The sequence below is a fragment of the Halomonas sp. 111 genome, from assembly GCF_052379685.1.
Classification (GTDB): Bacteria; Pseudomonadota; Gammaproteobacteria; order Pseudomonadales; family Halomonadaceae; genus Vreelandella; species Vreelandella citrativorans.
Window position 1 is genome coordinate 272,623 of record NZ_JBQSYV010000001.1, and the last position, 21,555, is coordinate 294,177.

The 21,555-nt window shown below is 54.5% G+C and carries 16 protein-coding genes; 6 read left to right on the forward strand and 10 right to left on the reverse strand.

Translation table 11 applies throughout. The annotated features are described in order from the left end of the window. Positions 1-163 precede the first annotated feature (163 nt). Positions 164-1,492 (forward strand): MFS transporter, encoded by a 1,329-nt coding sequence (locus tag ACT3T7_RS01310; protein ID WP_444629826.1) that lies wholly within the window; start codon positions 164-166, stop codon positions 1,490-1,492. On the opposite strand, the gene cobA is transcribed toward ACT3T7_RS01310, so the two are convergent. Continuing rightward, positions 1,388-2,302, reverse strand: coding sequence for a uroporphyrinogen-III C-methyltransferase (gene cobA, locus ACT3T7_RS01315; RefSeq protein WP_444629827.1), 915 nt, complete (start codon positions 2,300-2,302; stop codon positions 1,388-1,390). The two genes, ACT3T7_RS01310 and cobA, sit on opposite strands and share 105 nt — an antisense overlap. Continuing rightward, a complete protein-coding gene (locus tag ACT3T7_RS01320; RefSeq protein ID WP_444629828.1) occupies positions 2,262-4,997 on the reverse strand; it encodes a nitrate reductase in 2,736 nt (911 codons plus the stop codon). Before ACT3T7_RS01320 ends, cobA begins: the two co-directional genes overlap by 41 nt. A 758-nt stretch (positions 4,998-5,755) precedes the next feature. Here ACT3T7_RS01320 and ACT3T7_RS01325 point away from each other — a divergent pair. From ACT3T7_RS01325 to nirD, 3 genes are all read left to right on the forward strand, one after another. Continuing rightward, entirely contained in the window at positions 5,756-7,039 is a 1,284-nt protein-coding gene (locus tag ACT3T7_RS01325) for an NAD(P)/FAD-dependent oxidoreductase (RefSeq protein ID WP_444629829.1), read from the forward strand. Positions 7,040-7,041: 2 nt separating this feature from the next. Continuing rightward, positions 7,042-9,552 (forward strand): nitrite reductase large subunit NirB, encoded by a 2,511-nt coding sequence (gene nirB / locus ACT3T7_RS01330; RefSeq protein ID WP_444629830.1) that lies wholly within the window; start codon positions 7,042-7,044, stop codon positions 9,550-9,552. 170 nt (positions 9,553-9,722) lie between these two features. After that, positions 9,723-10,121 carry a nitrite reductase small subunit NirD gene (gene nirD / locus ACT3T7_RS01335; RefSeq protein WP_444629831.1) on the forward strand — a complete coding sequence of 133 codons (399 nt, stop codon included), beginning with the start codon at positions 9,723-9,725 and terminating at the stop codon, positions 10,119-10,121. A gap of 48 nt (positions 10,122-10,169) precedes the next feature. On the opposite strand, the gene ACT3T7_RS01340 is transcribed toward nirD, so the two are convergent. The 5 genes from ACT3T7_RS01340 to ACT3T7_RS01360 form a co-directional block, all read right to left on the reverse strand. Continuing rightward, the gene (locus ACT3T7_RS01340) at positions 10,170-11,081 is read right to left on the reverse strand and encodes a GntR family transcriptional regulator (RefSeq protein WP_444629832.1); all 912 of its coding nucleotides are present in this window, start codon (positions 11,079-11,081) and stop codon (positions 10,170-10,172) included. Between the two features lie 10 nt (positions 11,082-11,091). Beyond that, positions 11,092-11,823, reverse strand: a complete 732-nt coding sequence (locus ACT3T7_RS01345; RefSeq protein ID WP_444629833.1) for an ABC transporter substrate-binding protein — start codon at positions 11,821-11,823, stop codon at positions 11,092-11,094. A 37-nt stretch (positions 11,824-11,860) separates the two neighbouring features. Beyond that, complete coding sequence (acnA, locus tag ACT3T7_RS01350) at positions 11,861-14,488, reverse strand: aconitate hydratase AcnA (RefSeq protein ID WP_444629834.1); 2,628 nt, start codon at positions 14,486-14,488, stop codon at positions 11,861-11,863. A gap of 197 nt (positions 14,489-14,685) precedes the next feature. Then, complete coding sequence (locus ACT3T7_RS01355; RefSeq protein WP_444629835.1) at positions 14,686-15,522, reverse strand: alpha/beta fold hydrolase; 837 nt, start codon at positions 15,520-15,522, stop codon at positions 14,686-14,688. Positions 15,523-15,641: 119 nt separating this feature from the next. After that, positions 15,642-16,169, reverse strand: coding sequence for a GNAT family N-acetyltransferase (locus tag ACT3T7_RS01360; protein ID WP_444629836.1), 528 nt, complete (start codon positions 16,167-16,169; stop codon positions 15,642-15,644). 129 nt (positions 16,170-16,298) lie between these two features. Between ACT3T7_RS01360 and ACT3T7_RS01365 the strand changes: the two genes are divergently transcribed. Then, a complete protein-coding gene (locus ACT3T7_RS01365) occupies positions 16,299-17,234 on the forward strand; it encodes a cation diffusion facilitator family transporter (protein ID WP_444629837.1) in 936 nt (311 codons plus the stop codon). A 14-nt stretch (positions 17,235-17,248) separates the two neighbouring features. Here the strand turns inward: ACT3T7_RS01365 and ACT3T7_RS01370 are convergent, their stop codons facing one another. After that, positions 17,249-18,421 carry an MFS transporter gene (locus ACT3T7_RS01370; RefSeq protein WP_444629838.1) on the reverse strand — a complete coding sequence of 391 codons (1,173 nt, stop codon included), beginning with the start codon at positions 18,419-18,421 and terminating at the stop codon, positions 17,249-17,251. Positions 18,422-18,557: 136 nt separating this feature from the next. On the opposite strand from ACT3T7_RS01370, the gene ACT3T7_RS01375 reads away from it, so the two are divergent. Beyond that, the gene (locus ACT3T7_RS01375; protein WP_444629839.1) at positions 18,558-19,958 is read left to right on the forward strand and encodes an aminotransferase-like domain-containing protein; all 1,401 of its coding nucleotides are present in this window, start codon (positions 18,558-18,560) and stop codon (positions 19,956-19,958) included. On the opposite strand, the gene ACT3T7_RS01380 is transcribed toward ACT3T7_RS01375, so the two are convergent. Next, positions 19,937-20,080 (reverse strand): hypothetical protein, encoded by a 144-nt coding sequence (locus tag ACT3T7_RS01380; protein ID WP_444629840.1) that lies wholly within the window; start codon positions 20,078-20,080, stop codon positions 19,937-19,939. The two genes, ACT3T7_RS01375 and ACT3T7_RS01380, sit on opposite strands and share 22 nt — an antisense overlap. Before the next feature lie 75 nt (positions 20,081-20,155). Further along, complete coding sequence (locus tag ACT3T7_RS01385) at positions 20,156-20,905, reverse strand: FadR/GntR family transcriptional regulator (RefSeq protein ID WP_172118067.1); 750 nt, start codon at positions 20,903-20,905, stop codon at positions 20,156-20,158. Positions 20,906-21,555: the final 650 nt, after the last annotated feature.

Below are 21,555 nucleotides of genomic sequence, written 5' to 3' on the forward strand. Positions count from 1 at the left end.
TAAGGTTCCTCAGCACTCATTGTGGTTTTGTCGGAAAGGGTGCACGTCAATCTTCGAACTCATAGCGCGTTAAACAATGACTATTGATTCGGATTTTGATCCACGTTCAGCCCTATAAAACGATAGAATTATAAAAATTCGCTTGCTAACAAAGACGCCCATCATGCCCCCAGATAACAACACGCTTGCAGCGACCGATGCCCCGCTGCTTCCCATTCACCGCCAGCCGGGCTTTTTAAGCTTTCTTCTCTCCCGCCTTGCAGCCGTTTTTGCCATGCAAATTCAAGCCATTGTGGTGGCATGGCAGGTATATGACATTACCCGCGATGCTATGTCGCTTGCCTATGTAGGGCTTGCACAGTTTCTGCCTATGGTGATTTTACTGCTGCCCGCAGGCGATGTGGTTGACCGCTTTCCGCGCAAGCGCATCCTACAACTCAGTTGGGCGGTACAGGGTATTTGTAGCGCCCTGCTGCTTTTATTGGCGCAGGCCAACCATGGCAGCGTTATTGAATTCTATGCCGTGCTGGCCCTGTTTGGCTGCGCCCGAGCCTTTACCGGCCCCACGCTGCAAAGCATGTTGCCCAATATTGTGCCCCGCGCTCAGCTTGCCCAGGCCATTGCGCTGAATAGCTCGATCATGAAAGTCGCCGTGATTAGCGGGCCGCTGCTGGGAGGGGTGCTTTACGCCATGGGCGGCGGTAGCCTGGCCTATACCGTGTGCTTGGGCTGCTTTATCGTCGCGATTGCCTTACTGGTGCTGGTACCGGTGCGTTATGTCGAGAAAGCCAAGGTATTGGAAAGTACCGCCTGGAAGCGTTTTTCCGCAGGTATTCGTTATATCCGCTATCAGCCGATTATTCTGGGCGCCATTTCGTTGGATCTATTTGCCGTGCTGCTGGGTGGCGTCGTGGCACTGCTGCCCATTTACGCTCAGGAAGTCTTGCATGTGGGCCCTGAAGGGCTAGGTGCATTGCGCAGCGCGATTGCGGTGGGCGCGCTATTGATGGGGCTTTATCTTGGCTTTCGCGGTATCAAGCGACGCGCCGGGCACGTGATGTTTGCCGCCGTGGCCGTGTTCGGGTTGGCGAATCTAGTGTTCGCGTTCTCTACCCTGTTCTGGGTGTCGATGATCGCCATGCTGGTCGCGGGTGCGGCCGATATGATCAGCGTTTATGTACGCACCACTGTGATTCAGTTGGCCACGCCGGATGAAATGCGCGGCCGGGTGAATGCCGTCAATATGCTGTTTATTGGCTCAAGTAACGAGCTGGGCGAGTTTCGCGCGGGCAGCATGGCCGCCGGATTTGGCGTAGTGCCCGCCGCAGTGATTGGCGGCGTAGGCACGCTGGCGGTGGTCGGCCTGTGGATGCGTCTGTTCCCAACGCTACGCCGGGTCGACCGCTTCGATGATGCCCGCTGGAGCAAGCGCATTCGCGGGGCTGCTCGCGACCATACTCACCACGCTGCCTACCAGAATCACGCAGGGTGACGGCAGCGGATGATTCGCCAGGCGTTGGGGCATATCTTTAAGCGTACCCACCAACGCCTGCTGTTCGGGCAGGCTGGCATTGGCGACCAGCATGATCGGCCACTCATCGGGCAGCCCGGCCTGGCGTAGCCCTGCACAAATGGCCTCTACCTTGGAAAGCCCCATATAAAACACCAAGGTTTCATCGCGACGGGCCAGGGTTTGCCAGTCGGGGGCGCCGCCCTCACGGCATAGCTGGGCGGTAATAAAACGCAGCTGCTGAGAGTGCCCCCGATCGGTGAGCGGAATCCCCAGGCTTGCGGCGGCAGCAGACGCCGCGGTAATGCCAGGCACGATGTGCGCGGGCACATTGGCGCCCGCCAGCGCGGCAAGCTCTTCACCCATACGCGCAAATATGCCGGGGTCGCCGCCTTTAAGGCGCACCACCGATTTGCCGGCGGTCGCCAGCTTGACCATCAAAGCGCCAATTTCCGCCTGCGGCATGCTGTGATGGCCGCTGGCCTTGCCGACGTAGTAGCGCTCGGCGGAAAGCGGAACCAGCCCCAGCACATCGTCACCCACCAAACGGTCATACACGATAGCATCGGCCTGCATTAACAGCCGGGCAGCTTTCAGCGTTAACAGCTCCATATCACCACTGCCCGCACCAACCAGATACACATGCCCAGCCGTGCATTCGCCGCGTAGCTTAAGCGAAGGAGTGCTTGAGGCGCTGCGCGTGGAGCGCTGGAACGGCGACAGCACGCGCTGCGTAAAGCACAACGTGGCCTCAGGCCACTTCTGTAGTAGACGCTTGCTTAGCACGCGCATGTGAACGCTCCTCTTCAATCAGGGACTTCAATTCAGGCAAACAACTACCGCATTGGGTTCCGCAGGCAAGCCGTGCGCCCAATGCTTCAACGCTGGTATCGCCGGCCCGAATGGCATTAACAATCGCCGCTTGGCCCACCTGCTGGCAGCTGCATACTACGGGGCCGGCATCCGCAGCGCCATCTTCGCACCCCGCCAACAGCCGGCGCCGCTGCTTATCACTGATGGCTGTTTCGTTAAAACGCGCTTCAAGCCAGGCAAGCCCGGGCAATTCGCGCGGCGGGCCGACCATCAGCCACCAGCGCAGTTTGCCCCGCACAATAGCCGCAGCGCGCAAGCGGCCATTGCCGCTGTCTTCACACCACAAAGAAGCCCCTTCGGGTAGCCACGTAGTGAGTAGCGCCAGCCAATCATGTACCGGCTTTGCATCAGCCAGCTGCCAACGCTGACAGCCCTGCATGGGTACGCGTGCCCAATAATCGCTTCTGCACCACGGGGGCACTTCCTGACTATTATCCCCTAATGGATGGGCAATCAACAGCGTTGCCTCCCAGGCTGATTCAAGCGGTGCCAGCGCCACAGCGCCGTGCTTGGCTTCTGGCTGGCCTGACACAGGGTCGGTCAAAGCTTTTAGCATGGCACCGCTACGCGCCGATTTACTGAACGCATCGCTCCAGTGCATGGGAATAAACACCTCTCCACGCCGCTGGGCATTCGAGATTCGCACGCGCCCCCGGTACTCGCCGCTGGCGGCGGACAATACTGCCAGCTGCTGGTCGCCAATGCCATAGCGCGCGGCGTCGATTGGGTGGAGTTCAATAAACGGCTCATGGCGATGATTCATTAGCTTGGGCGCGCGTGCCGTGCGCGTCATGGTGTGCCATTGGTCGCGAATACGCCCGGTATTCAGGCGCAGCGGGTAGTCGTCACTTAAGCGCTGCTCCGGCAAGCGCGGCGTTATGGCGATGAAATTGGCTCGCCCATTAGGCGTGGCGAATTCACCGTCGTCAAACAACCGTGCCGTTCCGTGAGGTGCTGAAGACGTAACCGGCCACTGAATAGGCGCCAGCGCGTCGTAGCCCTCGCGCCCAAGCCCCACCAGGCCGGAAATATCGAATAGCCGTTTGCTCGTCCCTTCATTCTCGAAGGCGGAAAGGCGCGCGTGCTCATCAAAAATCTCATGGGGATGGCTATAGTCAAACGCCTCATGAAAGCCCAACCGTTTGGCGGCTTCGCAGATAATCCACCAGTCGTGACGCGCTTGGCCAGGCGCAGGTAGCAAACCACGCTGGCGCGAAATACGCCGTTCGGAATTGGTCACCGTGCCGTCTTTTTCAGACCACCCCGTCGCGGGCAGAATGATATCGGCGTACGCCAGCAGGTCGGTATGGCTGGCGCACTCAGACACAATTACCAGTGGGCACTTTTCAAGCGCACGCCGCACGCGGGCGGCATCCGGCAAGCTGACCACCGGGTTGGTGGCCATTATCCACAGCGCCTTTATGTCGCCCCGCTCAACTGCTTCAAAAAGCTCAATCGCCTTATAGCCAGGCGCCTGGGGCAATTCAGGCGTTAACGTTTCCGTCGCCCAGAAGCGGGTGACTCGCCTGAGGGCGCCGGGCGTGTGGTAATCCATATGCGCGGCCAGCTGGTTGGCAAGCCCACCCACTTCACGCCCGCCCATGGCATTGGGTTGGCCGGTAATCGAGAAAGGCCCCGCCCCCGGCAAGCCGATTTTGCCGCCCGCCAGATGACAGTTGATGATCGCGTTGCACTTATCAGTACCGCTTGTGGATTGATTGACGCCCTGGGAGTAGAGCGTCACGACATGGAGTTGGCTGGCAAACCAGTAGTAAAAGGTCTCCAGCCGCTCTGGGTCGATATCACATATCGCCGCCACGCCATTAATGTCGCAGTGGCTCGCGGCCAGTAGCGCTTCGTCGAAACCTTGTGTATGGCGGTCCAGATAGAGCTGATCCAGCTTGTTATTCTCAGCCATCCAGGCCAGCAGACCGTTGAACAGCACCGCATCGCTGCCGGGTGCGATGCCGAGGTAAAGGTCGGCAATTTCGCAGCTGTCGGTCACGCGTGGGTCGATGACCACCACCCGCATCAGCGGATTGCGCGTTTTGGCGACCTTCAAGCGCTGATAGAGTACTGGATGGTTCCAGGCCAGATTCGAGCCCACCAGCACCACCAGCTCGGCCTCTTCAATATCTTCATAGTTGCAGGAAACGGCATCCGCGCCCAACGAACGTTTATACGCCGCCACGGCAGAGGCCATGCAGAGCCGTGAGTTGGTATCCAGGTGCGGCGTGCCTAAAAAGCCTTTAAATAGCTTATTGGCCACATAGTAATCTTCGGTCAATAGCTGGCCTGAAAGATAGGCACCGACTGACTCAGCGCCGTAAGTTGCGCGAGTTGTTTGCAACCGCTCTGCCAAGGTGGTTAACGCCACATTCCAGTCAACCGCTTGGCCATCGACCCAGGGCGTGGTGAGCCGGTCATGGTGGCCGAGGGTTTCGTGAAGTGCCGAGCCTTTCACACATAGCCGACCAAAGTTGGCGGGGTGGTCACGGTCGCCTTCAACGGCGCTGATTGTGCCGCTAGCCACAGTGGCGATTACGCCGCAGCCGACACCGCAATAAGGGCACGTTGTGTTTGCTTTACAAGCCGAGCGTGTGGCCTGGGACATACTGATTTCCTCCCGCTTAAAAGCAAAAAGCGCCCAAGCGAGCCTCACAAAAAGCCTGCCTGGACGCCGTTGTCTCAGGGACACCTGCACCGGTGCCAAATGTCGCACTGCTGGGATTGGACATACTTATTAATGGCCTGTCGTCTGATGGCGTTAGCGTTGTTATTTGCCCCTCAAACTCGATGGCTGCATTTTATTGTGCCGATAAACCCATTTGTGCTTTGTTGCTTGTTGCCAAGGTAATAGCAAGGCCTACGCCAACCAACCCATTAAAACAAAAACACCAAATTAAACAGAAGGTTAATAACCAATAAAATATCTTTCGACTTATCTTGTAGGCAGGTTTTTTGCTAACGTTGACTACTCACGGTGCATTCTTACCGCTTAGCGCACCAATAGCGTGCGCAGGCTGAGCGTAAGCGGCTGAAAAGGCGCTGCCTTCAATCTACCTCTTTAAACCAAAGCATTGATAATCAATATAAAAATAAATAATTAACGATATTTGGCTGATTAATTGCCCTGTACTGGTTAGATAAATTTAAGCTTAGCGGGCAGCCAACGGTGGCTGCTCTGTGCGAAACCCAACAAACGGGTTTGGCCTCAGCTACCGGGCAACGAAGCCCCTGATACGGTTTTCCTGGTAATCCACTTGCCCGGGACGCTGACTCAGGGGCTTTTTTTATTGGCTTTTCTTCAGCGCTGCCGAGTATTTGTGGATAGGCATTTGTAGCCAAGCGCTAAACTGTAAGGAGCAACCTATGATCGCTATCTCTCGGTGCTCGTCTGATGATCACTTGGTCATTATCGGCAACGGCATGGCGAGCCAGCGTCTGCTAGAGGCGGTCGTTAAATTGCCTCACCGACCCCAGCAGATAACGGTGATTGGTGCAGAAGCATCTCCCGCTTATAACCGGATACTGCTATCGCCACTGCTCGCCGATGAAATGCCGCCTAGCGCCCTCACCTTGCGGGATGCGCAGTGGTACGCCAAGCAAGGTATCACCCTCCACCTGAATGAATGCGTGCTGGAGATCAACCGCGAAGAGCAGCGTGTTGTCACTACCTGCCGCACGCTGACCTATGACCGCTTGGTGATTACCACCGGCTCACGCCCAACGCTGCCCGAGGTTCCCGGCATTGGCCTTAACGGCGTGTATGGGTTTCGTACCCTGCAAGATGCCGACACGCTCGCAACGCTTGCCCTACAGGGCGGCGAATGTGTCGTAATCGGCGGCGGTTTGTTGGGCCTGGAGGCCGCCGAAGGGCTTCGCAAGCGGGGTGCCAGCGTCAGCGTTCTACAGCGCAGCGAGCGATTGATGAATCGTCAGCTGGATAGCATGGCCGCTGGGCTGCTTGAAACGACGCTTACCCTGCGTGGCTTGACCATCTTAACCAATGCGCGCATCCGCCATTTTGAAGACGATGGCGCAGGCAACTTAGCCGCTGTTGTACTCGGGGATGGCCAGCGTCTGCCTGCTCAGAGCGTCATCGTGGCAACCGGTATTACACCTAACGCAGAACTGGGCCATCTGGCAGGCCTGGCAACGCAGCGCGCCATCATGGTTGATGACACGCTCACCACCTCAGACCCGCGTATTCACGCATTGGGTGAGTGCTGCCAGTTCGAGCAGCACACCTACGGCCTGGTCGAGCCAATCTGGCGCCAAGTAGATGTGTTAGCCAACACGCTGTGTGGCGATGGCAGCGCCCGCTATAGTGAGGCGCCGACCGCCACCAAGCTTAAAATCAGCGGCGTGGCCCTTTACGCGTTTGGCCCCACCGAGGCTGCGCCAGAACACGAAGTACTGCATTACAGCGACCCGGAAAGCGGTGATTACCGCCGTTTGTTACTGCGTAACGAAAGACTTGAAGGCGCGGTGCTGTATGGCGATACCCATTCCGGTCCCTGGTATTTCGCCCAAGCGCTGGCCAAAACCAATCTAGGCGCCTGCCGCCAAGCGTTGCTGTTCGGTGAAGCCGATGCCAACGCCCTGCTTCTTGATACCCCACCCACTCCCTCATCGACGCTGGAGGCAGCTTAGCCATGTCCACCACCTCTAAACGCAACGTAATTATTATTGGTAACGGTATGGTCGGCCACCACCTGGTCGAACAGTTGGTTGAAAACGGCGCCTTGTCGCAGATGAGCGTCACCGTGTTTGGCGAAGAGCGCCACCGTGCTTATGATCGCGTGCACCTTTCTGAATACTTCAAGGGCCGCGACGCCGAAGCGCTGGCCCTGTGCGATGGCGACTACTACGCAAGCCATGGCGTGACATTCAACAGCAGCGAAGCGGTGGTCTCCATCGACCGCGCGGCAAAAACGCTAGCCACCGAGCGCGGCCATTACGCCTATGATCAGCTGGTAATGGCCACCGGCTCCTACCCGTTCGTGCCGCCCATTCCCGGTAACGATCGCGAAGGCTGCCTAGTCTATCGCACGCTGGACGACCTGGACGCCATCCGCGAGGCGGCGCAAAGTGCGGCCACCGGCGTTGTGGTGGGCGGCGGCCTGTTGGGTCTGGAAGCAGCTAACGCGCTGCGCGGTTTAAATCTGGAAACCGCGGTGATCGAGTTCGCCCCACGTCTGATGCCCATGCAGGTGGATAGCGAGGGCGGCGAGCTGCTGCGCGAAAAGATCGAAGCGCTGGGTGTTCAGGTACTCACCGAGCGGGCCACTCAGCGCATTGAAGATGGCGCAACCAGCCGCCATCGCATGGTCTTTCAGGATGACAAAATACTGGAAACCGACCTGATCGTGTTCTCGGCGGGTATTCGCCCGCGTGATCAGTTGGCCCGGGAGTGTGGCCTGGAAATCGGCGAGCGCGGCGGCGTAGTGATCAACGATCAGTGCCAAACCAGCGACCCGGCGATTTTAGCCATTGGCGAAGTGGCGCTGTGGAATCAGAGCATTTTTGGCCTGGTGGCGCCTGGCTATCAGATGGCCAAGACAGCGCTTTCGACGCTCACCGGTGGCGACGCTTCTTTTACCGGTGCTGATATGAGCACCAAGCTCAAGCTGTTAGGCGTGGATGTCGGCTCGATTGGCGATGCCCATGGCAACCAAAACCCCGGCGCGCGGATGTTTCGCTACCTTGACCCACTTACCCAGATTTACCGCAAGATGGTGGTCTCAAGCGACGGCAAGAAGCTCCTGGGCGCCATGCTGGTGGGCGATAACAGCGTCTACGACACCCTGCTTCAGTACTACGCCAACGGTATCGAGCTGCCCAAAGAGCCCGCCTCATTGATTTTACCGCAAAGCGGCGCCGCCCCGGCACTTGGCCCGGATGCCCTGCCGGAAACAGCGATGATCTGCTCCTGCCATAACGTCACCAAGGCCAGCATTTGCGCGGCCATTGACGCAGGCGCCAGCGACTTGGCATCCGTGAAAGGTGACACCCGCGCCAGCACCGGCTGCGGTGGCTGCGCGTCGCTTTTGAAAAGCGTGGTGGATCATGAGCTGGCCGCACGCGGCGTTGAGGTAGACAAGTCGATTTGCGAGCACTTTCAGCACACCCGCCAAGAGCTTTACGACATCGTGCGCGTGGAGGGCATCAAGACCTTCAGCGAGTTGATCGAAAAGCACGGCGCGCCTAGCACCCACCACTTGGGCTGCGATATCTGCAAGCCTGCGGTCGGTTCTATTCTCGCCTCCTGCTTTAACGAGCCGATTACCGATACTGCGCATATCCCGCTTCAGGATACCAACGATACCTTCATGGCCAATATGCAGAAAAACGGCACCTACTCGGTGGTACCGCGCATCGCAGGCGGGGAAATCACACCGGATAAACTGGTGGTGCTGGGTCAGGTAGCGCAAAAGTATGGCCTTTATAGCAAGATCACTGGCGGCCAGCGGATTGATCTTTTCGGCGCCCGCCTGGAAGACCTGCCTGAGATCTGGGGCGAGCTGATCGAAGCCGGCTTTGAAACCGGTCACGCCTACGGCAAGTCGCTGCGTACGGTGAAATCCTGTGTGGGCAGCACCTGGTGTCGTTACGGCGTGCAGGACAGCGTGGGCATGGCGATCAAACTTGAGAACCGCTACAAGGGCCTTCGTGCACCTCACAAGATCAAGTTTGGCGTATCAGGCTGTACCCGTGAGTGCGCCGAAGCGCAAAGCAAGGATATCGGGATTATAGCCACCGAAAACGGCTGGAACCTCTACGTGTGCGGCAACGGCGGCATGCGCCCACGCCATGCGGAGCTGTTTGCCACCGATCTTGACGATGAAGCCCTCTACCGCACCATCGACCGCTTCCTGATGTTCTACGTGCGCACGGCGGATCGTTTACAGCGCACCTCGGTATGGCGGGAAAACCTGGAAGGCGGGCTGGAGTATCTGAAAGAGGTAATTCTCGACGACCGCCTGGGCATGGGCGAGGAACTCGAGCGCCAAATGCAAGCCGTGGTGGATAACTATCAGTGCGAATGGGCGGGCGCCATCAGTGACCCGGATAAGCTCAAGCGCTTTAGAAGCTACGTCAACGACAGCCGCCCAGATCCATCGATCATCATGACCAGTGAGCGCGGCCAGCTACGGCCTGCCTAGGGTTTGTTACGAAAAGTCGCTGAGCGAAGACCAGACAAGGCAAAAATTAGCGAAAAAACGGAGTTTACGAGTGTAAATGAGTATTTTGAGCTGATTTTTAACGCCGTATGGTCGAGCGCAAGCAGTTTTCGTACAAAGACTAATCGACATCACTTTAAAGGGGCTACTCCATGACCGCTACCGCAATGAAGCAAGCAACAGTTACACAAAGCAGAAAGGCACCGACCGGCCAGAAACTGTGCAGTAAAGCCGACCTGGTCGCGTTTTCCGGGGTTGCTGCGTGGCTTGAAACGCCACAGGGGCCGACGCAAGTCGCGCTATTTTACTTGCCGGGCTTTGAGCGTGAGCTTTACGCGATTGATCACCACGACCCGTTTTCCAACGCCAATGTGATTGCCCACGGAATTGTGGGCGATATAAAGGGCGCCGCCGTGGTGGCTTCCCCCATTTACAAGCAGCACTTTCGTTTGGAAGATGGCCAGTGCGTGGAAGACGGCAGCGTCACGCTAGCTACCTGGAAGGTGAGCTTTAAAGGAGCTGATGTGTGGATTGAGGAATCAGCCACATAGGCGATGATGCCCATGCAAGAAGCAGCTTCATCTTTCTCTGCCGTGCCGTTAACGGGCAAAAATACCTTGGGCAATGCGCATTTTTTCCTGACGCGTGCGCTCCAGGTGTTCCGTTAGATAAACAGCCGCTTGTTGATTATCTCCCGCCTCCAGCAGGTCAAGAATCGCCAAATGCTCTTTATACTCGGGCACGGGCGATTCGCGCCGGGCATAAACGTGGTATTCAATCAGGCGACGCAACCGGTTAGCGCGTTTAAGGCTCTCAATCAGAAACTGGTTATTTGAGCCATTAACGATGCTTTCATGGAAGTAGGTGCCGTTTATATACATTTGACGCTCAGAGATCGTGTTTCCTTCTTCAGACACGGCCTCCGTTAACGATTCCCTTAACTGCTTGAAGACTTTCTTATTAATCTGGTAGCCAGGCTCTCTTAACGCGGCGGGCTCAATTAGTAACCGAAAACGAAAACACTGATCATACGTTGCCTGAGAGGTTAAGAACTCATTAAATTCCCAGCCATAGCCCAACAGCCTGGACACCCAGCCTTCGGCTTCCATGGCATGCATCGCTTGAAGAATCGTGCTGCGACCAAGCGTGTATGTTTTGGCAAGTTCCGCCTCGGTAATTTTTCCGGCAATCTGATTATTTAAATAATCGACGCCAATCGTAAAACACAGTGGCGAGATTGAAGAGCCTTGCTCTAGCGGCTCGTCAGCATCGGCAAAAAGCCCACGCTTGGTATCCACTAAAAAGAAGCCGCGATTAGGCTGGCGCTTCACCACCCCCTGCTCTTCCAAAAGCTGGAAGGCCGCACGAATGGGCGTCCGCGAGACCTTCAATTTCGTTACATAGCTCGCCTCCGTCAGGTGGCTCCCTACGGGTATAGCCTCTTCATTAATCAACGTGTGAATACGCTTTGCCAAACGCTCAGCGGTAAGAGGTGATGCACTATTAACCACGACCCATCCTTTAAGCGCTTGGCGCGATCGAGGCACCCTGAATATTATGCTTGGCTAACAAGCGAGCGACCTCTCCTTCCGCTTTTGCCTCTTCAATAAACGCGGATAGAAAAGCGGCGGCTTCCTGAGGCCGGTTTTTCGGAACGCCCATCGCCTGCTGGATCGTCATAAAGTGCCCAGGCAACAGCCGCAAACCACCAAACTCCTCAATACCCGCTTCCAGCTGCTGCTTCACGCCTGCGGCGATATCCAGCTTGTGTTCAATAAAAAACGCCACCACTTTCGGAGAAGTAGGTGCTCTAACCAGCTCGGCGTGTTGAATAGCGCAGCTAAGGTAAAGATCATAAGCACTGCCCTTACCAACCACGATCTTCTGACCATGGCGGTCAGCCTCTTGCTGATCAGTAATTGGCGAGTCCTCGCGTACCAGATAGCAGCCTTCAATCAGCACATAGGGCGCGGTAAATTGAATACTTTCAGCACGCTTGGGGTCTAGCGCAAAAAAACCCATATCGGCCTTTTCATCGCTGACAACGGCAACGGCCTCACCGGCGGAGGCATATACTTGAAGCTCAAGCTCAACGCCCAGCCGGTGCGCGATCATCTTTGCCAAATCAACCGAAACACCATAGGGCTGCTGATCGGCATCGAGCCCGGCCAAAATGGGGTTACCCACGTTAATAGTGGTGCGCAACACGCCGGTGGGCGCCATTAGATCTCTTAACCGGTCAATATCGTTCACTTATCACTTTCCTTATGAAAGGCTTGGCCAGTATTACTCAGGCCAATGTTTTTTTCAGTAGCGAGGGAATAACGCCGCCTTCTTTAAGCAGTGCAATTTCTGCCTGCGTATCGACCTGGGCGATAGCCATTAGCGTCTCTACCTCGCCTTGCTCTCTGAAAATATTAACCGTAATCCGAGCGCGAGGGGTTAGCGTATCGGCCTGCGCCTGAATCTCGATTTGATCACCCGGCTCAATATTCAGCGTGGTTGAGCTAACGCCCGCGGGTAAGCTCAGCGGCAAAATTCCCATGCCGATCAGGTTTGAGCGGTGAATACGCTCAAAACTTGTGGCGAGCACCGCACGAACGCCCAGCAACCGCTGACCTTTTGCAGCCCAGTCTCGCGATGACCCCATACCGTAGCGCTCACCCGCGACGATCACAACGGATTCATTGGCTTCACGGTAGCGCCTGGCTGCCTCAAAAAGAGGCATAACATCGCCGCTGGGTAGATGACGCGTGTGTGCAACCGGCGCACCAGGGGCAAGATAGTTTTTTAACGTCTTGCTGTGGAAGGCGGCCCTTACCATGACCTCCCAATTGCCCCGGCGCGAGGCAAAAACGTTCAGATCGTCACGACGTTCACCACGCTCAACCAGATAGTCAGCGACACGGCTATCAGCCGGAATGGCGCTGGCAGGTGAGATATGGTCGGTCGTGACATCATCACCGACTATCAGCAGCGGGTAAGCAGTGTAATGGCCTAGCTGACTGCCCTCGGATACCGCAGCAAACGGTGGGCGGCGCAGCGTGTTAGAGGCTTCCTCCCATGGGAAGGTCGCTGTTTTAGGCGCATCCAGAGCCTCCCAACGGGTGTTACGGCTTGCCTGTTTGAAATCTTTTGCAAAATCGGCAGCGTTCAGCGCCTCGGCTAACGCGGCATCGACGTCTTCCCTGGCAGGCCATAGGTCACGCAGGTAGATACTCCTACCTTCATACTCCGCCAGTGGCTTTTTGAAATCATGCTCGGCATTACCGGCCAAGGCAAAACCCACGACCAGCGCAGGCGACATGATAAACCCCAGGTCAAGATCTGGGTGCACGCGTCCTGGGAAGTTTCGATTCCCCGACAGCATCGCTACTGCACGGCAGTTGCCTGCTTCCTGTGCCTGCCTGATCCCTGGGGGCAATGGCCCCGAGTTACCGATACAGGTAGTACACCCATACCCGACGATATCAAAACCGATAGCGGCCAGATCTTCCATTAGCCCTGCCCGTTTGAGATAGGTAGCGGCTGCTGGTGAGCCTGGAGCAAGCGAGGTTTTTACCCAAGCAGGCGGTGTTAATCCATAGCGGCGAGCCTTTCTGGCCAATAGCCCTGCGGTGATAATAAGGCGTGGATCGCTCGTGTTGGTGCAGCTAGTAATGGCAGCAATCGCTACGGGGTGGCGGGGCAGGTTTGAAACTGCGCGGTGAGGTGCTGCACTTGGCGTAAATTCAAGCTGTGACAACACTTCTCCCACATCGGTGTAGTCATGCACATCCTGGGGTCGCGTAGGCCCGGCGACCTGTACACCAATACCGCTTAAATCAATCTCTATACACTGTGTATAGGTAGGCTGCTCATCGGCTTCAAACCAAAGCCCTGTCGCTTTGCAGTAGTGCTTTACCCGTTCAACGGCTTCTCTTGAACGCCCTGTTTGGTCAAGATAGCGCAGGGTTTGCTCATCCACCGCAAAAAAACCAGTAGTGGCACCGTACTCAGGCGCCATATTAGCCACGACAGCACGATCACCGGCCGTTAAGGTGCCCACGCCCGGCCCAAAAAACTCAACGAACTTGCCCGTTACGTTTAGCGCCCTCAAGCGCTGAGTAACTATCAGCGCCAAGTCGGTGGCCTGTGCTTGCGGCGCCAGTGTGCCTGTCAACTTAACCCCCACCACGTCGGGAATGCGTAGCATGGTGGGGACACCAAACATTACCGTTTCCGCCTCCAGGCCACCTACTCCCCAGCCCAATACACCAATGCCGTTAATCATTGGCGTATGGCTATCAGTACCTATCATCGTATCGGGCACCATCCAGCGTTCGCTGCCACGCTCTTGAGTGGTTACGACGGTGGCCAGTTGCTCAAGGTTAAGCGTATGCATAATACCGGTGCCCGGCGGATGAATGGTCACGCCTTCAAGTGCACTAGAGGCCCAGCGTAAAAAACGATACCGCTCGTGGTTACGGCGCATTTCATGCTGAAGGTTGTCTTCTGAGGCGCTGCTGCTGGCGAACACCTCTACAGCAAGCGAATGATCTACTGAAACATCTACCGGTAAATGCGGTTTAAGCACTTCAGGGTCACCCCCTGCCTCACGTATCGCGTCACGCATAGCGGCAATATCCACTAACGCAGGTGTACTCGTTGTATCGTGCATCAATATCCGCCCCGGCTGAAAGGCGATTTCATCACTGCTCGTGCCGTTTTCCAGCCACCTCAACAGCGCTTGAGCACTGCGCTTGCGCTCCTCCCCCGTCGTATTACGCATAATATTTTCAAGCAGAAGGCGCAGCACATAGGGCAGCTTGTGAAGCGTCTCGCCGAGTAATTTGGGCAGTTCGATAATCGCGTAATCATGGCCCTTGAACGTCAAATAGCCATGCGTGTAGTGGGTTAGCTTCTCAAGCTTGTGCATAGTTCATGCCGCCGTATCTGACGATTGTCGTTATTAACTGATGAGTCGATCTCAGGCGCCATAATTGCACTTTATTAACCAAAAATACAATATAGTGTTTTAGCCGATTTTCTGTTTTGAAGAAATCTCCTGTTGGTTTTCCCAACGAAAACGCCGCCTGATAGGCGGCGTTAGAAGCGCTTTACAACCATTAACCGTTAAGCATTAAGAAAATCGATCAGCGCTTTATTAAACTCGTCAGCGTGGGTTGTGTTAATCGCATGCGGTCCGCCTTTAATAACATGCGTTTGGGACTTGGGTAAAAGCTCGGCGACGCGTTTCCCGCTGACCTCAAATGGAACAATCTGATCGCCGTCGCCATGGAGTATCAATGTAGGCACATCGATTTTGGGCAGGTCTTTGCGAAAGTCGGTATAGCTAAACGCTTTAATACACTCATAGGTGGCTAGCGGCGAGGCAAAGGCGGCGATATCGCGATGATAGAGCCGATTGGGCTCACTGATCAAATCGCTGTTATCAGAGGTTGAGAAAAAATCTTTGGTGAAGTCTTCCAGAAAAGCGATCCGGTCACCGCGAACACCTTCCAAAAACCCGTTAATGGTCGCGTCATCCAACCCACCCTCCGGGTTGTCGTCTGCCTTATAAAGATACGGCGGAACGGCAGCGGCAAATACGCATTTTGTCACGCGGCTAGTGCCGTAACTTCCAAGATAGCGGACCACTTCGCCACCGCCCATGGAAAAACCCACTAGCGTGGCATCGTGGAGATCAAGCTTATCAATCAGCTTTTTCAGGTCACTCGCAAGTGTATTGTAATTGTAACCACCATCTACCTGAGTCGACTTGCCAAACCCGCGGCGATCATAGGTAATGACTTTATAACCCGCCTTCACTAGCGCTGGTACCTGCTTTTCCCAGGAACGACCGCTTAATGGCCATCCATGGATAAGCACCACAGGTTTGCCTGCACCGTATACCTCGTAATAAATCTCTACCGGCGTTCCCTGTTCTGTACCCGCGCTTAACACTGGCATCGTTAGCCCCTCCTGATTGGCTGCGTATTGATCAACGGCATGCCTTCAAGGTAGTACACGCTTTTTAACGTTACCAAGGTACGCAGCACAGAGCATTGCTGGGCTTTATAACGCCGCTTTCAGCAGACTGCCTTCAAGGCACACTGATATACCAGGCAATCAACGCGCTTGTCGGCCACTTGGGAGTGCGCTGGCAAGATATCCATGGCATCGAAGCTGGCTTTCTGCAACACATGCTGAGAGGCATCGTTCTCGACAGAAACAATCGCCGTTAGCGTAGTGAGACCATAGACACCGCGCGCTTCCTCCATTAGATGCTTAAGCGCCCTATAAGCAACTCCTTGACCACAGGCACTTTTTGCAATGCGATAACCTACCTTCGCTTGGTGTTCGTCAATATCGCGCAAATTGGCGCGGCCGATAAGCATTCCTCTCTTGCGTATCAACAGCGGGCTCATTCGACGCTGGGCATTCAAGGAAAGGCACTCAACAATATGCTGTGAGACGCCTTGAGGCGTATAAAAATGCCTATAACGCGCTTCAATATGCTGCTCAAACCAGGCACGTTCGGCGGTTTCAAACGCCAACAGGTCGACAGCGTCTTCAGGGGTTAATAGCGAAAAGGTTAAGTCCTTGGCATGACGCATAACGTCCTTCTCTTTGTGAGTACTTTGTCACTCGCCTTTGTGGCCTTAATGCATAGCTTTCGTTGGTTCAAAGATGAAAAATGTTGCTATGCTTGCGGGTTATATCACTGGCGGTGGGGCCAAATATCCATGAAAACAGAAACGCGTACACTGGCATTTTCCGCCTTTATGGCGCTCTTGATTGGCTGTGCCGGAATTACCGCTACACTCGCCTCCAATTCCCAGGCTATTTTGCTCGATGGGTTATTTAACCTAATCTACTTTAGTGTAGCTTTAGTGACGATCAAGGTGAGTAAATTAGCCAGCCGTCCTGATAGTGAATCTTATCCATTTGGATACAGTTACTTCGAGTCGCTGGTTAACCTGTGTAAAGGGTTATTAATTCTGGGTGTTTCCATCTTTGCTTTGGTCGATGCCATTGTCGCACTCCTCTCTGGCGGGCGAGAGATTGCAGCGGGCCTTGCGGTCATCTATGCCCTGTTTGCCACGCTTGCCTGCTCGCTGACCGCTTGGGTAATGCACCGCAGCCAACGCTATACCGCAAGCCCTCTGATCGCGGCCGACAAACTCAACTGGATCGTCAATAGCGTGATTTCCGCAGCAGTTCTCGCGGCATTTTGCCTGGTAGTACTCCTTGAGCAGTTAAATTTGAACACGCTAGTGCCGTATATCGATTCGGTACTGGTTATTGCGGTCGTTGTGCTGTGCTTGGGCGTGCCTGTACGCATGGCCTCCCAAGCGCTGAAGGAGTTACTCAATAAAACGCCCGAAGAAGCCATTGCTGCCCCTGTGCGCGACGCTATTTCCCGGGCACTGGCAGAAACGCATACCCAAGAAGTCCGTGTGCGTATGGTACGCCCAGGGCGCCTGCTTTACGTTATGGTGCACGTGGTGCTGCCTGATGAAGGCGTCACCACGTCGTTAACCGCTCAGGATGACCTACGCGCACGGATTGATGAGCAGGTGCGGCGCTGCTATGCACCGGTCGTGTGCGATGTGGTGTTTACCGCAGACACGCTGTGGGCAGCGCCCTCTTGTGGGTTGCTGATTGAGCGACACACGTAAGCAAAGCGCACGATTTATGGCTGGCGAATGGCCGTCAACCGCTTGGAAGGCTTGTTCCGGCCGATGAGCAGCAAACTAACCGTGGCAATGACGCCCACCAGTAACGCCACGCCAAATAGCGTCAATGCGGCTACATGCCCGACTGAATCAACAAGGGCGCCCGTTGTCATTACCGGGAGGCTAAATCCCACATACGCCATCAAAAAATAGCCAGCGCTTGCCTGGGTAGAAGACGGGCCAGCAATGGCTAGCACTCCGCTTAAGCCACCCAAATAGATAAACCCATAGCAGGCGCTGCTGGCCGCAACTGCTCCCAGTAACACAGCTACCAGGCTTCCCTGAAGGGCGCCCCAGGCAATTAATCCGTAGGCGAGAGGTAAAATCATCAACCCCAGCATCGTGGCCTTCACGGGCACCAAGGCGCGTGCCCAAGGCTGAAACAGTACTCCGCAGCTGCAAATGCCAAACGTGGCAAAACCACTCCAGGGTGTTAAACCGTGCTGGCTTAACGTAGAGGGCAATACAGCAATCACCAACCCTACGGTTGCCCATGCAAGTAAAATGGCCAGCCCAAAGCTCAGTGTTCCCGGCGGATAACCTGGCAGTCGCCACATCGCACTTTGGGTAGCAGCAGGTGCGATATTTTTTAGTGGCATCACTGCAACTAACGCAATGGTGCCTACGCCCAGATACAGCCATAGGCTTGGCGGCGTCACACTGGGCGTATGGAGAATAAACAAACTGGTAACCGCCGCACCCAAACCGAACCCAAGTGCTGTACTGGACGTTACGTACGTCGTTGCCATGCGACTGTCGTCACTATTAAGTAACCGATGCATATATCCAGGCGCGACGGCTGAGGTCAGCCCGGTACCAACGCCTAATAAAAAGCGCGCAGCCCCCAGCGTTATCAAGCCAGGCATTAATAGGGTTAGCGCAGTGGCACTTAAACAGAGCAGAAGTGCGACAATGATTAGCGGTTTAGGACCCACCCGATCCGCCAGCCCATTAAGCCCCAGCAATACCGGCATGACACCCGCGACGTAACAGGCAAACGCGAGAGTGGCTGCGCCCACGCCGACGCCTGCTTTCGCCGCCAGGATATCGTAAAGCGGTGCCTGTAAATTAACCGCAGTGGTAATCATACATAGTGCAAAAGCCAACCGGGGCGCGTTATATCGGTCCATCTTTTTTCCTAAACGGGGCATGGGTTAAGCCATTACGCTCGCATCCTTCCCGCCTAGAGGTAAGGTACACTTACCCATCATTACCCAAGCACTGTTCCTGCATTTTTGAGAACAGTGGCCGGCAGCAGAGATGTTTATGAAACTTCAGCTCGACCGACATGCCGCTTCCCCAATTGCGCAGCAGCTTGAAGAGAGTATTCGCCATTGGATTCAAGAGAATGGAGCGGGCGGGCGTCGCTTACCTTCCATACGCCGCCTAGCGGCAGAGCTCGATATTAGCCGTAATGCGGTTATTGACGCCTACGAACGGTTGGTGGCTATTGGCCTGATTCGCTCAAGACCCGGCTCCGGATTCTTTATCGCTGATGGCACTGCCGTTACCCCCCAACCATCGTTAGCCTCTATCCCTCTTCAAGAAGTTACCAATGGGCTGTGGGGGCTTTTTAGCGCTAATGAGCACTCGTTAAAACTGGGCTGCGGGTGGTTGCCTAATGCTTGGCGCGAGAGTGAAGACCTGACCTACGCCATTCGCCAAGTGGCGCGTAAAAGCCAATCAGGAATTTTTGAATACAGCACGCCCCAAGGACTGCAGGAGCTTCGCAGCTTGATCCAGGAGCGCTTGCGCCCCCTCGCAATATCAGCAAGTGCTGAGCAAATTGTCATGACCAGCGGCGGCAGCCATTCACTGGATTTATTGGTGAGAATGCTGCTTGAACCCGGCGACGTGGTGTTTGTGGAATCGCCGGGCTATTACAACCTATTCGGCTTGCTGCATTTACAGCGCGTTCGCGTGATAGGAATACCGCGCCTTGCTGATGGGCCGGATATTAACCGTTTGGAAGCCCTCTTAGCAGAGTACCGTCCCAAGCTTTTTTACGTGAACAGCGTGTTTCAAAACCCTACCGGCAGTACGCTCACACCGGCGATTGCACATCGCGTTTTACAGCTCGCCGAGCAGTACGATTTCACGATTATAGAAGACGATATCTACGCTGACTTTCAGCACACCCCGACCACACGGCTCGCCGCACTGGATGGTCTTAAACGAGTTATTTACCTGTCCAGCTTTTCCAAAACGCTCACCTCATCGCTGCGGGTCGGCTTTATAGCCGCCCCGCCTTCACTAGTGCAATGGCTTGTGGATATCAAGATGTTAACCAGCATTTCCTCCTCGCGCTTTGCTGAGCAGGTGCTGATCACGCTGCTTCAAAACGGCAGCTATCGAAAGCTCACTGAACGCTTAAGAACCCGGCTCTCCAACCAGATGGCACTGGCGCTTACACAGCTCAAGCAAGTCGGTTGGGAGGTATTCACTGAACCGGCAGGCGGCATGTTTGTATGGGCTAAATCGCCGGTGGAGAAGGAAGCACTAATGGAAAGCGCACGCCGTTTTGACATTATGCTATCGCCCAGCCACTTGTTTTTCCCTGACAATCAAACAACGTCATGGCTGCGCCTGAATATCGCCTATCTGCAGGATCCAAGAGCCAAAGCGTTTATTGCCGCCAATGGCAATCAAGGCAACACATCAGAATAGGTCATCAACCCAACGATGGCGCTGATGGTGACAAAGGACATGAGCGTGCTCGCCATCAATGCACCGGCAGCCACGTTCCCCATACCATAACGCTGCCCCAGTAAAGGATAGACACTTGCCATGGGCGCGCTGGCAGTTACGCCACATAGTTGCAGCCCATAGAGTGAGATAGAAAGAGCCGATAGATATGCTCTGCACTATTTTAAATCACGATACTGGGCATAGGTATCTCGAGCCCGGCCAAGATGCTGACGCATCATTTCTCGTGCGGCATTGCCATCACGGCATAAAATAGCATTGAGAATTTGGACATGCTCCTCTTGCACCCGCTCCAGATAGCGCTGAGAAGAAAGCGGATTAATATCATTACTCAGAAGCTTGGCTCGTGGAATCACGCTTTGACTCCACTGCTCATAGAACGATTGAAAAAAAGGGTTTTTAGTCGCCGTAGCAATTGCAAAATGAAATAGATAGTCTTCTTCCCGAGCCTGGGACTTGGTTTCATAAGCATTGGCAAACGCTTGGTGTTGGAATTCCAAGCGCTGCCGGTCTTCCTCATCGTAGCGCAGGGCTGCCAACTCGGCAGCCGCAGGCTCCAATGTTAAGCGCAGCTCCAAAAGATGCAAAATATCTTCCACCGTAGTGGGATTGATACGCTCTGCTGGAAGCGCCTTCAATTTAGAAGAACGCAGAACGGACGTACCTACACCACGTCGGGTTTCTACCAACCCTAATGATTTTAGATGAGTAATGGCTTCTCGGATAACGGTACGGCTTACACCAAAGGATTCACAAAGGCTATTTTCTGTTGGCAGTTTATCGCCTACCGCCACCTTGCCTTGTGTGATAAGCGCCTCTAACTGATCCGCCACATGAACAGACAAACTGCCCTGCTGAGCGACTTTATTGACCTTAAATGACGCCGTACCAGGTGTCTGTTTGATCATATCAACGATCCTTTCCATTTATTTACCTGTTTGTACTATATCGTACAAACAAAGTTCTATAAGTACTATTAGGCTTTATAAGGATGTCCAGTGAAGAATTTTTTCTCCATGCTACCGTACTGTTTCCTTATCGTGTTCAACGTAAAACATTTGTTATGGTCGGCTGATATAAGGCATTAGCTCTAGACTTTTTTCCAGCAGTCATAGGAGACCTGCTATCCTTTCAACAGGCGTTTACCTACTCAAGGGGTCTATTAGAACATACGACTTATACTATCTAATATCAAAAGAGAAATCGATTTTGTAGTATACCTTTTCCATCTTATACTGCGACTACTCAGCACTTAAATTCAACGCTATTTTGAGATTCAGGTTTCTTTCTCACAATCATGTTTTATATCAAGCTACCAGCTTCATAAAAGCGCTTGATTACTAGCAGAAATGAGGAAAAAACTAACTTAAACTCAGATAAAACATCGCAACGTCCTCTGTCATAGACGCCTAGCTAGGATAATGACTTTACCACACACATTGACGTTGAATTTTATTTAATCACTACATTTAAATTATCTAACCACGAGCAAATTCAAAATATAGTTAGCACACCACACGCTATCTTAAACAATATTTAACCTTTATTAACATACAGC

Excerpts from the sequence above, each read along its gene's own strand:
- ACT3T7_RS01320 (WP_444629828.1), bottom strand. The coding sequence starts at position 4,997 with ATGTCCCAGGCCACACGCTCGGCTTGTAAAGCAAACACAACGTGCCCT.
- nirB (WP_444629830.1), top strand. The coding sequence starts at position 7,042 with ATGTCCACCACCTCTAAACGCAACGTAATTATTATTGGTAACGGTATG.
- ACT3T7_RS01380 (WP_444629840.1), bottom strand. The coding sequence starts at position 20,080 with ATGGCAAGTGTCTATCCTTTACTGGGGCAGCGTTATGGTATGGGGAAC.
- ACT3T7_RS01360 (WP_444629836.1), bottom strand. The coding sequence starts at position 16,169 with ATGCGTCATGCCAAGGACTTAACCTTTTCGCTATTAACCCCTGAAGAC.
- ACT3T7_RS01375 (WP_444629839.1), top strand. The coding sequence starts at position 18,558 with ATGAAACTTCAGCTCGACCGACATGCCGCTTCCCCAATTGCGCAGCAG.
- ACT3T7_RS01310 (WP_444629826.1), top strand. The coding sequence starts at position 164 with ATGCCCCCAGATAACAACACGCTTGCAGCGACCGATGCCCCGCTGCTT.
- ACT3T7_RS01355 (WP_444629835.1), bottom strand. The coding sequence starts at position 15,522 with ATGCCAGTGTTAAGCGCGGGTACAGAACAGGGAACGCCGGTAGAGATT.
- ACT3T7_RS01325 (WP_444629829.1), top strand. The coding sequence starts at position 5,756 with ATGATCGCTATCTCTCGGTGCTCGTCTGATGATCACTTGGTCATTATC.
- ACT3T7_RS01385 (WP_172118067.1), bottom strand. The coding sequence starts at position 20,905 with ATGATCAAACAGACACCTGGTACGGCGTCATTTAAGGTCAATAAAGTC.
- nirD (WP_444629831.1), top strand. The coding sequence starts at position 9,723 with ATGACCGCTACCGCAATGAAGCAAGCAACAGTTACACAAAGCAGAAAG.
- acnA (WP_444629834.1), bottom strand. The coding sequence starts at position 14,488 with ATGCACAAGCTTGAGAAGCTAACCCACTACACGCATGGCTATTTGACG.
- cobA (WP_444629827.1), bottom strand. The coding sequence starts at position 2,302 with ATGCGCGTGCTAAGCAAGCGTCTACTACAGAAGTGGCCTGAGGCCACG.
- ACT3T7_RS01365 (WP_444629837.1), top strand. The coding sequence starts at position 16,299 with ATGAAAACAGAAACGCGTACACTGGCATTTTCCGCCTTTATGGCGCTC.
- ACT3T7_RS01370 (WP_444629838.1), bottom strand. The coding sequence starts at position 18,421 with ATGGACCGATATAACGCGCCCCGGTTGGCTTTTGCACTATGTATGATT.